The organism is Streptomyces sp. NPDC006529, assembly GCF_040611795.1.
Lineage (GTDB): Bacteria > Actinomycetota > Actinomycetes > Streptomycetales > Streptomycetaceae > Streptomyces.
Map to the genome: position 1 here is coordinate 1 of NZ_JBEXPB010000009.1, position 12,469 is coordinate 12,469.

The following is a 12,469-nucleotide window of genomic DNA, read 5'->3' on the forward strand; positions in this document are numbered from 1 at the left end:
GAGATCGAGCAGGCACGGCAGGAACTGGAGGACCGCGCGCAGCAGTTGTCGCTGGCCTCGAAGTACAAGTCCGAGTTCCTGGCCAACATGAGCCATGAGCTGCGCACCCCGCTGAACAGCCTGCTCATCCTGGCCCAGCTCCTCGCCCAGAACCCGACGCGCAACCTCACGCCGAAGCAGGTCGAGTACGCGGGCATCATCCACTCCGCCGGCTCCGACCTGCTCCAGCTGATCAACGACATCCTCGACCTGTCCAAGGTCGAGGCCGGAAAGATGGACATCAACCCCGAGCGGGTCCAGCTGCCGCAGCTGCTGGAGTACGTCGAGGCGACCTTCCGCCCCATGACCACGCAGAAGAGCCTCGACTTCACGATCACCACCGCCCCCGACGCGCCCGCCGACCTGCTGACGGACGACTCCCGGCTGCGTCAGATCCTGCGCAACCTGCTCTCCAACGCGGTCAAGTTCACCGAGCGCGGCAGCGTCACCCTGCACATCGAGCGCGCCCCGGCCGCCTCGCTCCCCTCCGGTCTGCCCCGCCAGGTCGCGATGGTCGCCTTCCAGGTCCGGGACACCGGCATCGGCATCCCGCAGCAGCAGCTGGGGTCGGTCTTCGGGGCCTTCCAGCAGGCCGACGGGACCACGAGCCGCAAGTACGGCGGTACCGGCCTCGGGCTGTCGATCAGCCTTGAGATCGCCCACCTGCTCGGCGGCGCCGTCACCGCGCAGAGCACGCCCGGGCAGGGCAGCACCTTCACCCTCTACCTGCCCGTCAGCCGGCCGGACTTCGAGGAGCAGCCGGACGCGGACGGCACGCCCCGTTCCTTGGACGGCCCCCCGGCCGCGCTGCCCGAACCGCGCCGTGCGGAGCCGTCCCTCCCCGCGGCGCCGCGCCAGGCCCGCCGCCTCCTGGTCATCGAGGAGCGGCCCAACGGCCTGCTCTCCCTCGTCGCGGAGAGCGCCGCCCGTGAGCTGGCCCCGTCCCGCGAGCTGGCCGGGGACCGGGGAGGCATCCAGGTGGTCCACGCCGCGAACTCGCGGGAGGCGGCCGCGGCCCTGGCGTCGGAGCCCTTCCACTGCGTCGTCCTGGAAGTGGACCTGCCCGCGGGCGAAGCCCTGCGCTTCCTCGACGCGCTCGACGGGGACGCGGCGCTGACCTCGCTGCCGGTCCTCGCCCACGACAACCGCCGGCTCGATCCCGCCCGGGAGCGGGAACTGCGCGGCCGGGCCGACTCCCTGCACATGGAGCTGCTGTCCAGCCTGGACGAGCTGCGCGAGCGCATCGCGCTGCACCTGTCGGCCGAGCAGCCGGGGGACGTCCTGCCCCTGGTCCGGGCGGACGACCCGCGACCGCAGTCCGCACCCTGGGCCGGGGAGGGGCTGAAGGGGCGCACGGTGCTCGTGGTGGACGACGACGCGCGCAACCTGTACGCGCTGAGCGGGATCCTCGAACTGCACGGCATCCGCGTGCTGCACGCCGAGGACGGCCGCAAGGGCATCGAGATGCTGACCGCCCATCCCGAGGTCGACCTCATCCTGATGGACGTGATGATGCCGGAGCTGGACGGTTACGCCGCCACCGCGGAGATCCGGCGCATGTCCGGGTACGCCGACCTCCCCATCATCGCGGTGACCGCCAAGGCGATGCCCGGCGACCGGGAGAAGAGCCTCGCCTCCGGGGCGAGCGACTACGTGACCAAACCGGTCGACGCCAACGACCTGATCGGCCGGGTCCGCCACTGGATCGCACCGTGACCGTGCCCGAAACCCCGCGACAGGCCCCGGACGGGGCTTCCGGCGCCGCGGAGCCGCCTGCCCTCCCCCAGCAGGGTCCCTCCGCCCTGGGGCGGCTCGTCGCGACCGTCGGGCGGCTGCGCGAGGAGGTGCGGGCGGCGCAGGCGGCGGCCGACGGCCGGGCGCTGATCGAGCTGGCCAAGGGCATCCTCATCGGCCGCCTGCACTGCACGCCCGCGGCGGCGGCCCGCCAGCTCGACGAGCTGTGCCGTCAGTCCGGTCTCTCGGCGCTCGAACTGGCCGCCGACATCGTGAACCAGGCGGCCCGCGACCACGTCGGCGACGTCGCGGCCGCGTTCGTCGAACGGATCGGCGCGCCGGGCTCGGCCCCGGAGGATCCCGGCGCGGAGGTGCGGCTGCGGATGGCCGAGAGCGGCGCGCTGGCCGCCGGGGACACGCAGGCGGTCGCCGAATCGCTGCTGACCAACGCGCTCGCCCCGCTCGGAGCCGTGGCCGTCGCGGTGTGGACGGCGGTGCCCGACGGTTCGCTCACCCTCGCGGGACACGCCGGGTTCCCGGTCGAGGAGGCGGTGCGCTGGCGACACGTACCGCCGGGCGTCTCCACGGTCGCGCGGCTCGCGCTGCGGGAGCGCGGGCCGGTGTCCCTGCCCGGTCCGGGCCGGGACGGGCCGCCGTCGGTCGGCCGCCTGCAGTGGCCGGACGGCGGGCGGATGGCAGTACCCGCCGGGACGGGCGGGCGCATCCACGGCGTCCTGGAAGTGTGCTGGCCGCAGCCGCTGCCCCCGCAGCCGCCGCAGGTCGAGCGGCAGTTGGAGAGCCTCGCCGAACTGTGCGCGCACACCATGGAGATGTGGCCCCCGCACGGCGACGCCGGCCCGGACGTGGTCCTGCCGGACGTCGCGGAGCTGATCGACCTCGCCGAGGGTCTGCACGACCCGGCGATGGTGCTCACCCCGGTGCTCGACCACTCGGGGCGGCTCGACGACTTCCGCATCCGCCACGTCAGCAGCAAGTTCGTCGACCCCGCGGGCCGCCCGCGCGGCGACGTCAACGGCGCGCTGCTTCTGGAGGCCTACCCGATGGCCGCGGGCGACAGCGGGCTGTTCGACACCGTGGAGCGGGTCCACGCCACCGGGGAGCCCTTCCGCGCGCAGCGGATGAACCTCACCGCCCTGGTCGACCAGGTGCCGCTCACCACGGTCGCCGACATCAGCATCAGCCGCCACGGCGTCGCAGTCCTGCTGATCTGGCGGATCGAGGACGAGACGGCCCGGCTGGCGAGCCTCCTGCAGCACGCGCAGCGCCTCGGCCGCATCGGCGGTTTCGAGGAGAACCTCACCTCCGGCGCGATCACCTGGAACGCCCAGCTGTACGCCCTGCACGGGCTGCCGCCGACGGCGGATCCCGTCCCGCTGCGGGAACTGCCGGTCTACGCCCACCCGGACGACTCGGAGACCCTCGGCCGTTTCCTGCGGACGGTGCTGCGCTACCGGCGGCCCTCGTCCGTCGACTTCCGGCTCCAGCGGTCGGACGGCATCACCCGGCACATCCGGGTCATCGCCGAACCCGTGCTGGACGCCGACCAGCGGCTGCACGCGGTCCGCGGCGCCTACCAGGACATCTCCTCCCAGCACTGGACCGAGGTCGCGCTGGCCGCGACGCGCGACCAGCTCGCGCACACCGAAGCCGAGTCGGCCGAGCACAGCCGGCTCGCCCTCCAGCTCCAGCACGCGATCATGCCGGCGACCCCGCCGGCCATCGAGGCCCCCGGCCTGCGGGTGGCCGTGCGCTACCGGCCGGCCGAGACCGAGTCCCTGGTCGGCGGCGACTGGTACGACACGGTGGTCCTGCCGTCGGGGCTGGTGCTGCTGTCCGTCGGCGACATCGCGGGCCACGGCATCGAGGCGGCCACCGGCATGGTGGTCCTGCGCAACGCGCTGCGCGGCCTCGCCGTCACCGGCGCGGGACCCGCGCAGCTGCTGTCCTGGCTCAACATCGTCACCCACCACCTGACGAACCAGGTCACGGCCACGGCCGTGTGCGGCCTCTTCGACCCGCGCACCCGGGTCCTGCGCTGGGCGCGGGCCGGGCACCTGCCCCCGGTCCTGCTGCGCGGGGGCGAGGCCCACGCGTTCCCGCTGATCGGGGGCCTGCTGCTCGGGGCGCTCCCGGACGCCGTGTACGCGGAGCGGGAGGTCCGGCTCGAAGCGCGGGACACCCTGCTGATGTTCACCGATGGTCTGGTGGAGCGGCGGGACTCCTCGGTGAGCGACTCGCTCGGACGCCTGATGCGCACCGCGTCCGGCCGCTCCCCGGACCTCGACGCGCTGCTCGACCGGCTGCTCAAGGACAGCCGCTCGGACACGGACGACGACACCTGCCTCATCGGCATCCACGTCACCTGAAACGCCGGGGCCCGGGCGGCGACGGCCGCCCGGGCCCCGGCGCGGGCCGCCCCGCGGGGGCGGCGGCTCACACTTCGCGCCACCGGGCCATCGCCCAGGAGAAGACTCCGAACAGCACGAGGCCCACGGCCACCGCCACGAGCAGCCAGGGTCCGGCGGGGGTCTCGGTGAAGGAGCGCAGGGTGTCGTCGACGCCCTTGGCCTGGCCGGGGTCGTAGCGCCAGGCGGCGTAGCAGACGAAGCCGCCCGCCACCGCGAAGACCGCGCCGCGCGCGACGCCGCCGGTGACCCCGAGGAAGTCGACCGCCTTGCGCCACCGGGCGGAGGCTCCGCCCATGCGCAGGTGCTTCCGGAAGCGCCGCTGGGCCGCCCGGACGGCGATGGTCACGCCCGCGATGGCGATGCCGGCGCCGACGGCGCCCACCAGCCATTGCCCGGCGGGCAGTTGCAGTGCGCGCGCCGTCACGTCGCGGGACTGGTCGTCGCCGGATCCGCCACCACCGGAGCCGGCCGCGAAGGACAGGACGGAGGACGCGGCGGCCGTGTAGAAGACCGCGCGGCCCGCGGAGGCCAGCCGCTTCCCCGCCTTGCCGCCCTTGGGCCCGGCCGCGCCGAAGGCCACCTCCGCCAGGCGCCACAGCACCATGCACACGAGCCCGACCCCGACGGCCCACACCATGACGCCGCCGAACGGCTGCCCGGCCAGCGTCTGCAGGGCGCCCTTCCGGTCCGCCTCGCCGACGGGCTCACCGAAGGCGACCTGGGCGGCCAGCACTCCGGTCAGTACGTACAGCACTCCGCGCGCCGCCAGTCCGCAGCGCGCGACCACCGCCCGCCCCGTCCCGCCCTGGGACGCGGTGCGTATGCCTTCTCTCGCCACTCCCGCGCTCACCGGGCTCAGACCTCGCCGCGCCAGGCGCCGGTTTCGACCCCGCGGGATTCGATGAACGTCTTGAAACGCTTGAGGTCACCGCTGACCTGGCGCTTGACGAAGCCCAGCTTGTCCGCGGCGCTCTCGGCGATGCCGTCGGGGGCCCAGTTCAGGTGCAGCTCGATGCGGGTGGTAGTGGCGTCCACCGGCTGGAAGGTGACCAGCCCGGCCTGGCGGGCCTCGCCGCTCACGCTCATCCACGCGACGCGGCGGTCCGGGAGCTGCTCGGTGATCCGCGCGTCGAACTCGCGCTCCACGCCGTTGACGTTCGTCACCCAGTGCGTGAGGGTGTCGCCGCGCTGTTCCACCCGTTCGACGCCCTCCATGAAGGCGGGGAACTCCTCGAACTGGGTCCATTGGTTGTACGCCGTCCGCAGCGGGACGTTCACCTCGACGTGCTCTTCGACGTGCGACATCATGCGGCCCTTCCCTCGCGGCTGAACCTTGCGAAGCCCGTGTGCCCCCGACCCGTCGCTCCATGTGCCGCTTCCCCCGCCGAAGCCCGCCTCGCGGCGGCCGCGCACGCATTCCACAATGGAATGGTGAACCGGTACGAGCTGGTGTTCAAGAGCGCCGCGGGGACGGGAACGGCCTGGAGCACGGACGCCGTCGTGGTCACGCGCACCGCGCAGACGGGGCCCGGAGGGCACCCGGTGTACGCGGACGAGACCGGGATCCTGCGTGCGGAGATCAGCGACCAGGGCGAGGTGCGGATCCTCGCGACGGGCGCGCACCAGGACACCACGTCGCCGGTGCGGGCCCGGCCGCTGGACTGATCCGGGCGGTCGGCGGGACGCGGACGGCTACGCCCGTCCGTGCAGCCGCAGCCATACCCGGATGCGCTTGCCCCCGGCGGGCAGCGGGGCCACCGACACCCGATCGGCCAGGAGCCGGATCAGGGGCCAGCCGAAGCCGCCCTCGACCGGGCCGGCCGGCGGGCCGCCCCCCAGGAGGGCGCGACCGGGCACGGTGTGCGGGAGTTCGCTGCTGCGGTCGGTGACGGTGAGTTCCAGGGCGTCGGCGTCCGGGTCGATCTCGGCCTCGAAACCGGCGAGGCCGCCGCCGTGCCGGAAGGCGTTGGTGACCAGCTCGGAGGTGACCAGCAGCGCGTCCGCCAGGGTGGCCCCGCTCACGGCCGGAACGGACGCGCCCGGCCCGGCGTCTAGGAGCGCTGCCACGAGGGCGCGGGCATCGGCCGCGTCGGCCGGGGCCTGTGGCCCGGTCTTGCGCACCGCCCGCTCTTTCACAGCCATCGCACCCGACTCTCGTCTCTCTCGCTCTCCCCTGCCGTCTGCCCGCCCCTCCCCGGATGCACACGCCCGTGCGGCCGCCGGTCCGGGGCCCCGCCCCGGGGGTGCCACCCCGGGCAAGGGGAACCTGAGGATTGTTCACTTTCCATTGACACGGCGGGCCCCGGGACCCGAGAGTTCCGTCAGCGATCTCCGCACCCCGTGCGCCCCCCGCGCGCGCCCTCCGCACCCCGACCGAAGCGAGTCCGCATGACTGCGTCCGTACCCGGGTTCCCGGCCGGTTTCCTCTGGGGCGTCTCCGCCTCCGCCTTCCAGATCGAGGGCTCGCCGGCGGCCGACGGCCGGGGCCCCTCCACCTGGGACGCCTTCACCCGGGAGGAGGGCCGCATCAAGGACGGATCGCACGCCGACGTGGCCACCGACCACTACCGCCGCTACCGCGAGGACGTGGCCCTGATGGCCGGTCTCGGCGTCGGGGCCTACCGGTTCTCCGTCTCCTGGTCGCGCGTCCTGCCGGAGGGCGGTGGCCGGGTCAACGCCGAGGGGCTGGACTTCTACGACCGGCTCGTCGACGAGCTGTGCGCCGCGGGGATCGCCCCGGTGGCGACCCTCTTCCACTGGGACACCCCGCTCGCCCTGGAGCGTGGGGGCGGCTGGCTGAACCGCGACACCGCCGAGCACTTCGCGCGGTACGCCTCGGTGGTCGCCGAGCGGCTCGCCGACCGCGTGCCTCAGTGGATCACCCTCAACGAACCCGCCGAGGTCACGCTGCTCGGGTACGGGCTCGGCGAGCACGCCCCCGGCAGGCGACTCGTCTTCGACGCGCTGCCCGCGGCCCACCACCAGCTCCTGGCCCACGGCCTCGGCGTACGGGCCCTGCGCGCTGCGGGCGCCCGCGGGATCGGCATCGCGGCCTCCCACAGCCCCGTCTGGGCCGCCGGGGACGGCGAGGCCGACTGCGCCGCCGCCGAGCTGTACGACACGCTCACGAACCGGCTCTTCGCCGACCCCCTGCTGACCGGCCGCTACCCGGACGGCATCGCCGAGCTGCTCCCCGGGCCGGTCGCGCAGGACCTGGAGACGATCGCGGCCCCGCTGGACTGGTACGGCATCAACTACTACAACCCCATGCTCGTCGGAGCCCCCCGACCGGCTTCCGGAACGGGCGAGTTCGGGGGCATCGAGATCCCGGCGGACCTGCCCTTCTCCATCCGGCCGATCGAGGGCCACGAGCGGACCGACTTCGGCTGGCCGGTGGTCCCGGACGGCCTGCGCGAACTACTCGGGCTCATGCGGGAGCGCTACGGCGACCGGTTGCCGCCGCTGTACATCACCGAGAACGGCTGCTCCTACGGCGACGGACCCGACCCCGTCACGGGCCGGATCGACGACGCGCGCCGGATCGCCTACCACGAGGGCCACCTGCGGGCGCTGCACCGGGCGATGGAGGAAGGGGCCGACGTGCGGGGCTACTTCATCTGGTCGATCCTCGACAACTTCGAATGGGCGGAGGGGTACCGGCAGCGGTTCGGCCTCGTCCACGTCGACTACGAGACGCTGCGGCGCACGCCCAAGGAGTCGTACGCCTGGTACCGCGACCTGATCAAGGACGGCCGGTGACCTTCGGGCCGCCCGCAGCGGCGACCGGCGCGGCGGCGGGCGGCACCGCGGCGGACGGGCGCTGGGTGGGGGCCCTCTCGCTCGCCAACCTCGGCGTCTGGGTCGGCTGGTTCGGACCGCTCCAGCTGCTGCTGGCCCGCCAGGCGGAGCAGCTCACTCCCGGCCACAAGGCCGCCACCCTCGCCCTGGTGACCGGCCTGGGCGCGGCGGTCTCCATGGTCGCCAATCCGGTCTTCGGGGCGCTGTCCGACCGTACGACGGCGCGCGTGGGGCGGCGCGTCCCCTGGGTGGTCGCGGGGACGGCGGGCGGCGCCGCCGGGCTCGTCGTCCTGTCGCTGGCCCGCGGCGTTCCGGCCGTCATCGCGGGCTGGTGCCTGGTGCAGCTCGCCCTCAACGCGTCGTTCGCGGCCCTGACCGCGGCCGTGCCCGACCAGGTGCCGGTCCGCCGGCGCGGCCTGGTCGGGGGCTGGCTGGGCGTCTCGCAGGTCGTCGGCATCCTGGTCGGCACGGCGCTGGCCACGGTCGCGGGCGGTACCGGCGCGGGATACCTGGCCTGCGCTCTCTTCTCGGTGGTCGCGGTCGTGCCGTACGTCCTGATGCGCCGGGACACCGCCCTGTCCCCCGCGGCGCGGCCCGCCTTCCGCTGGCGGGCCTTCCTCGGCGGATTCTGGATCGACCCGCGGCGCCATCCGGACTTCGGGTGGGCCTGGCTGACCCGGTTCCTGATGAACCTGTCGTACTCCATCAGCACGATGTACCTGCTCTACTACCTGACCGACGCCGTGCACTACGCCGACGACGCGGACACGGGCGTGCTGATCCTCACCGCGCTGAACGCGCTCACCCTGCTCTGCACCGTGGTGATCAGCGGCGTGCGGTCGGACCGCAGCGGCCGCCGCAAGCCGTACGTGATCCGCTCGGGGCTGCTCATCGCCGCGGCCACCCTGCTGCTCGCGGTGTGGCAGACCTGGACGGGCGCGGTCGTCGCCTCGCTCGTCCTGGGCATCGGTTTCGGCGTGTACACGTCGGTGGATTTCGCACTGCTCACGGACGTGCTGCCGACGGCCGAGGACCGGGGCCGCGACCTGGGCGTCATCAACATCGCCAATGCGCTGCCGCAGGTCCTGGCTCCGGTGATCGCGGCTCCGGTGGTGACCCATCTCGGCGGGTACACCGCTCTGTACGCGCTGGCGGGCGCACTGGCCGTCGTCGGCTCGGTGCTCGTCCGCCGGATCCGGTCGGTGTCCTGAGCCGGCTCGGCCCCGCGTCGTCCCGATGCCGTTACGCCGGCGCCGGGACGGCCGCCGGGGCGGGCTCCGGATCGAGCGGCCGGAGGGCGAACACGCGCAGGAAGAACTGCGAGAGCGGGCCGATGGCCAGCGCGTACGCCACGGTGCCGACGCCGACGGAGCCGCCGAGCAGGAAGCCCGCGGCCAGGACGGTGCCCTCGATGGAGGTCCGCACCAGCCGCAGCGACCTGCCGGTGCGCCGGTGCAGGCCGGTCATCAGGCCGTCCCGGGGCCCCGGGCCGAAGGCGGCGGCGATGTAGAGGCCGGTGGCGACTCCGTTCAGGATGACGCCCGCCGCCAGCAGGGCCCCCTGGGCGACGGCTCCGCGCACGTCCGGGACCAGGGCCAGCGTGGCGTCCATGATCAGACCGACGGCGAACACGTTGGACACCGTGCCCAGCCCCGGGCGCTGCCGCAGCGGCACCCACAGCAGCAGGACCAGGGCGCCCACGGCCACGGACACGGCGCCGATGCTCCACCCCGTGCGCTCCGCGACGCCCTGGTGGAAGACGTCCCACGGATCCAGCCCGAGGCCCGCCCGGACCAGGAAGGCGGAGCTGGCGCCGTAGAGGGCCAGCCCGGCGTAGAGCTGGACGAGCCGACGGGTGAGGCGGCGCGGGGGGCGGGGCGAGGGCGAGGGCACGGGGAACCTTTCGGGGGGCCACGGGGCGGATCACGCCATCATGTGGCCCCCGCTCAACCAGCGGACAGGGCCAAAACGGACCCACTGGCCTGGCTTTCCGTGGTGAAAATCGCCACATTTTGCCCTATTTACCGGAAATCAAAGCACTCTGGGACGGTACCGACATCGTCAGAACCACCGGGAGAGAGATGCGACGCGCACACGGCCGGACGGACACCAGGCGGATCACCCTCACCACGGCGGGGGCGGCGGCCGCGCTCGCCCTCACCGCCCTGCTCCCCGGCCCGGCCACGGCGGCCGAGCGCCCGCCGGTCCCCGCAGCGGAGCGCCCCGCGGTGACCGCGGCCGAGCGCCCGTCGGGCCGGGTCGACGCGCAGGGCATGCGCCGGCTGTCGTCCTTCACCGTCTCCTTCCCCGCCGCGCCCTACCGCACGCACAACATCGCGCGCGCGGTGGAGCTGATCGACGGCGCCGTCGTGCGGCCCGGCGAGACGTGGAGCTTCAACCGGGCGGTCGGCGAGCGGACCGAGCAGAACGGCTTCGTCGACGGCGTCATGATCAACGACGGACGGTACGTGAAGGCTCCCGGCGGCGGCGTCTCGGCCGTCGCGACCACGATGTACAACGCCATGTTCTTCGCCGGCCTGGCGCCGGTCGAGCACGGCGCCCACTCCTTCTACATCGAGCGCTATCCCGCGGGCCGCGAGGCCACCGTCGCCTGGGGCACCCTCGACCTGCGCTGGCGCAACGACTCGGGCCACCCGGTGCGGATCCGGGCCGCCTCCACCGGCACCTCGGTCACCATCTCCCTGCACGGCACGCCGACGTACGACGAGATACGCGCGACCGAGGGCCCGCGCACCCACGTCACCCCGCCCGGCAAGCGCACCGCCACCGGCCCGGACTGCGAGGCGCAGACCCCCCTGGAGGGGTTCGACGTGGCGGTCGACCGCGTCTTCGTCCAGGGCGGCCACGAGGTCAAGCGCGAGACGTACCGCACCCGTTACACCCCGCGCGACGAGGTCACCTGCGTCCCGGACCCCTCGGCGAGCCCCACGGCCACACCGGCACCGACGCCCACCGGCGCTCCCGGCGACTCCCCCGCCCCCACGCCCGCGGCGCCGTCGGCGACTGCGGCGCCCGCGTCCTGACGCGGGGTCGGTCTTCGGCCACGCGCGGGCCCTCCCCTGCCCGCCGGGGCCGCCACCGGCCGAGCGCACGACCGATCGGGGCATGCCGCACGCATATTCAGGGATGAATATGCTTTCGACAACGGCGAAATGAATTCGACATTACCCCCCTCGTCCTACATTGACAGTGCGCTCCGCCCTGAGAGTTAATTACTTCTCAGGTGGCCTGATGTGGTCGCACATGGCGGGATCGGGTCAGTCCGTGACCGGTCCCACCCCCGCTGTTTGCAGCGAGCCGCCGTCATGGTGGTGCAGGAGTAGGGGGGTGTGCCGCGTGGGGACCGCCCTGGTGATCGTACATTGAGCGGGTATTGGCGAATCCGACTTTCCGTGGGGGGATCAATGACCCAGCTCGACTCTTTCTCCGTGCCCGATTTCCACCTTCCGTTCGGCAACTCCAAGCATCCGCAGGCCGCCCTGGCGAATAGCGAGGCCACCGCCTGGGCCGTGCACCACGAGCTGGTCAGCGAGGCCGTGGAGCAGTTCGCGGGCATCGGCTTCGGCCACCTCGCGGGGCGGGTCAGCGGCGAGGTGCCCTACGAGCGGGTCGTCCTGCTCGCCGAGTGGATGGCGTGGTCGTTCGTCCTCGACGACCAGCACGACCACCTCATCAGGACGGGTGAACTCGGGGCGTGGCAACCCGTCATCGACGCGATCACCGAACATCTGGAGACCGGTCGCAGCGATCTGGCCTCGGCCCTGGGCAATCCTCTGGTGAACGGCTTCATCGATCTGTGCGACCGGATCCTCGCCGGGATGACCGAGGGCACCGCCGCCCGCTACCGCGCCCATGTCCCGCTCATGCTGCACTCGTTGGACCAGGAGGCCGGAAACCGCCGTACCAGTGGCGACCCGACCGTGCAGGACTACATCCTCATGCGGCGGCACAGTTCCCAGATCCTGCCGATGATGGACATGGTCGAGGCGGGACTCGGCCTCGACCTGCCCCAACACGTCCACGACAGGCCCGAATTCCTGGACCTCACCGCGAGCGTCCTGGACGTCATCTCCTGGGGCAACGACGTCTTCTCGCTGCCGAAGGAGCACGCCTGCGGGGACAACAACAACCTGGTCTCCCTCGTCGCCGCCCGGGAGGGCTGCTCGCTCATGGACGCCGTCGAGGTGGTGGAGGGCCACATCCAGGTCCGCATCGAGGAGTACCTGGTCGCGCGCCGGCGGCTCACCGAGGCCATGCAGGCGGACCACGCCGGTGACCCGGCCCTGCTCGACGCGGTCGACCGGTGCGTGCGCAGCTACGAGGACTGGATGATCGGCGCGGATCTGTGGCAGCGTTACGAGTGCACGCGGTACAGCGACGAACGGTTCGCGGCCGGGATGGAGTCTGCGTACACCCGCCCGGACCTGGTCTCCGCGGCATGACAGGGA

At 73.3% G+C, this 12,469-nt stretch carries 10 protein-coding genes and 1 pseudogene; 7 read left to right on the forward strand and 4 right to left on the reverse strand.

Annotation, left to right across the window (positions count from 1 at the left end):
* Together ABZY31_RS09795 and ABZY31_RS09800 are read left to right on the forward strand one after the other, a co-directional pair.
* Nucleotides 1-1,755 (forward strand): response regulator (locus tag ABZY31_RS09795; protein ID WP_356406850.1); only part of this gene is annotated, 1,755 nt, incomplete at its 5' end.
* Entirely contained in the window at nt 1,752-4,160 is a 2,409-nt protein-coding gene (locus tag ABZY31_RS09800) for a SpoIIE family protein phosphatase (protein ID WP_356406853.1), read from the forward strand. The genes ABZY31_RS09795 and ABZY31_RS09800, both read left to right, overlap by 4 nt.
* A gap of 67 nt (nt 4,161-4,227) precedes the next feature.
* On the opposite strand, the gene ABZY31_RS09805 is transcribed toward ABZY31_RS09800, so the two are convergent.
* Both ABZY31_RS09805 and ABZY31_RS09810 read right to left on the reverse strand, forming a co-directional pair.
* Nucleotides 4,228-5,040, reverse strand: coding sequence for a DUF1206 domain-containing protein (locus ABZY31_RS09805; protein ID WP_356406856.1), 813 nt, complete (start codon nt 5,038-5,040; stop codon nt 4,228-4,230).
* Nucleotides 5,041-5,057: 17 nt separating this feature from the next.
* Nucleotides 5,058-5,507 (reverse strand): SRPBCC family protein, encoded by a 450-nt coding sequence (locus ABZY31_RS09810; protein ID WP_356407279.1) that lies wholly within the window; start codon nt 5,505-5,507, stop codon nt 5,058-5,060.
* A 126-nt stretch (nt 5,508-5,633) separates the two neighbouring features.
* Between ABZY31_RS09810 and ABZY31_RS09815 the strand changes: the two genes are divergently transcribed.
* Nucleotides 5,634-5,867 (forward strand): DUF6296 family protein, encoded by a 234-nt coding sequence (locus tag ABZY31_RS09815; RefSeq protein ID WP_356406859.1) that lies wholly within the window; start codon nt 5,634-5,636, stop codon nt 5,865-5,867.
* Between the two features lie 27 nt (nt 5,868-5,894).
* On the opposite strand, the gene ABZY31_RS09820 is transcribed toward ABZY31_RS09815, so the two are convergent.
* The gene (locus ABZY31_RS09820; RefSeq protein ID WP_356406862.1) at nt 5,895-6,344 is read right to left on the reverse strand and encodes an ATP-binding protein; all 450 of its coding nucleotides are present in this window, start codon (nt 6,342-6,344) and stop codon (nt 5,895-5,897) included.
* A 246-nt stretch (nt 6,345-6,590) separates the two neighbouring features.
* On the opposite strand from ABZY31_RS09820, the gene ABZY31_RS09825 reads away from it, so the two are divergent.
* Both ABZY31_RS09825 and ABZY31_RS09830 read left to right on the forward strand, forming a co-directional pair.
* Nucleotides 6,591-7,961, forward strand: coding sequence for a GH1 family beta-glucosidase (locus ABZY31_RS09825; protein ID WP_356406865.1), 1,371 nt, complete (start codon nt 6,591-6,593; stop codon nt 7,959-7,961).
* On the forward strand, nt 7,958-9,211 hold the full coding sequence (locus tag ABZY31_RS09830) for an MFS transporter (protein ID WP_356406867.1): 1,254 nt from the start codon (nt 7,958-7,960) through the stop codon (nt 9,209-9,211). The genes ABZY31_RS09825 and ABZY31_RS09830 overlap by 4 nt, the downstream gene beginning before the upstream one ends.
* Before the next feature lie 31 nt (nt 9,212-9,242).
* On the opposite strand, the gene ABZY31_RS09835 is transcribed toward ABZY31_RS09830, so the two are convergent.
* Nucleotides 9,243-9,893, reverse strand: a complete 651-nt coding sequence (locus ABZY31_RS09835) for a hypothetical protein (RefSeq protein WP_356406870.1) — start codon at nt 9,891-9,893, stop codon at nt 9,243-9,245.
* A 377-nt stretch (nt 9,894-10,270) separates the two neighbouring features.
* On the opposite strand from ABZY31_RS09835, the pseudogene ABZY31_RS09840 reads away from it, so the two are divergent.
* Nucleotides 10,271-11,044: pseudogene (locus ABZY31_RS09840) on the forward strand (VanW family protein); the annotation flags it as partial.
* Nucleotides 11,045-11,425: 381 nt separating this feature from the next.
* Entirely contained in the window at nt 11,426-12,463 is a 1,038-nt protein-coding gene (locus tag ABZY31_RS09845; protein WP_356406873.1) for a terpene synthase family protein, read from the forward strand.
* Nucleotides 12,464-12,469 lie beyond the last annotated feature (6 nt).

Coding starts and splice junctions, on each gene's coding strand:
- ABZY31_RS09810 (WP_356407279.1), bottom strand. CDS start 5,507: ATGTCGCACGTCGAAGAGCACGTCGAGGTGAACGTCCCGCTGCGGACG.
- ABZY31_RS09820 (WP_356406862.1), bottom strand. CDS start 6,344: ATGGCTGTGAAAGAGCGGGCGGTGCGCAAGACCGGGCCACAGGCCCCG.
- ABZY31_RS09825 (WP_356406865.1), top strand. CDS start 6,591: ATGACTGCGTCCGTACCCGGGTTCCCGGCCGGTTTCCTCTGGGGCGTC.
- ABZY31_RS09845 (WP_356406873.1), top strand. CDS start 11,426: ATGACCCAGCTCGACTCTTTCTCCGTGCCCGATTTCCACCTTCCGTTC.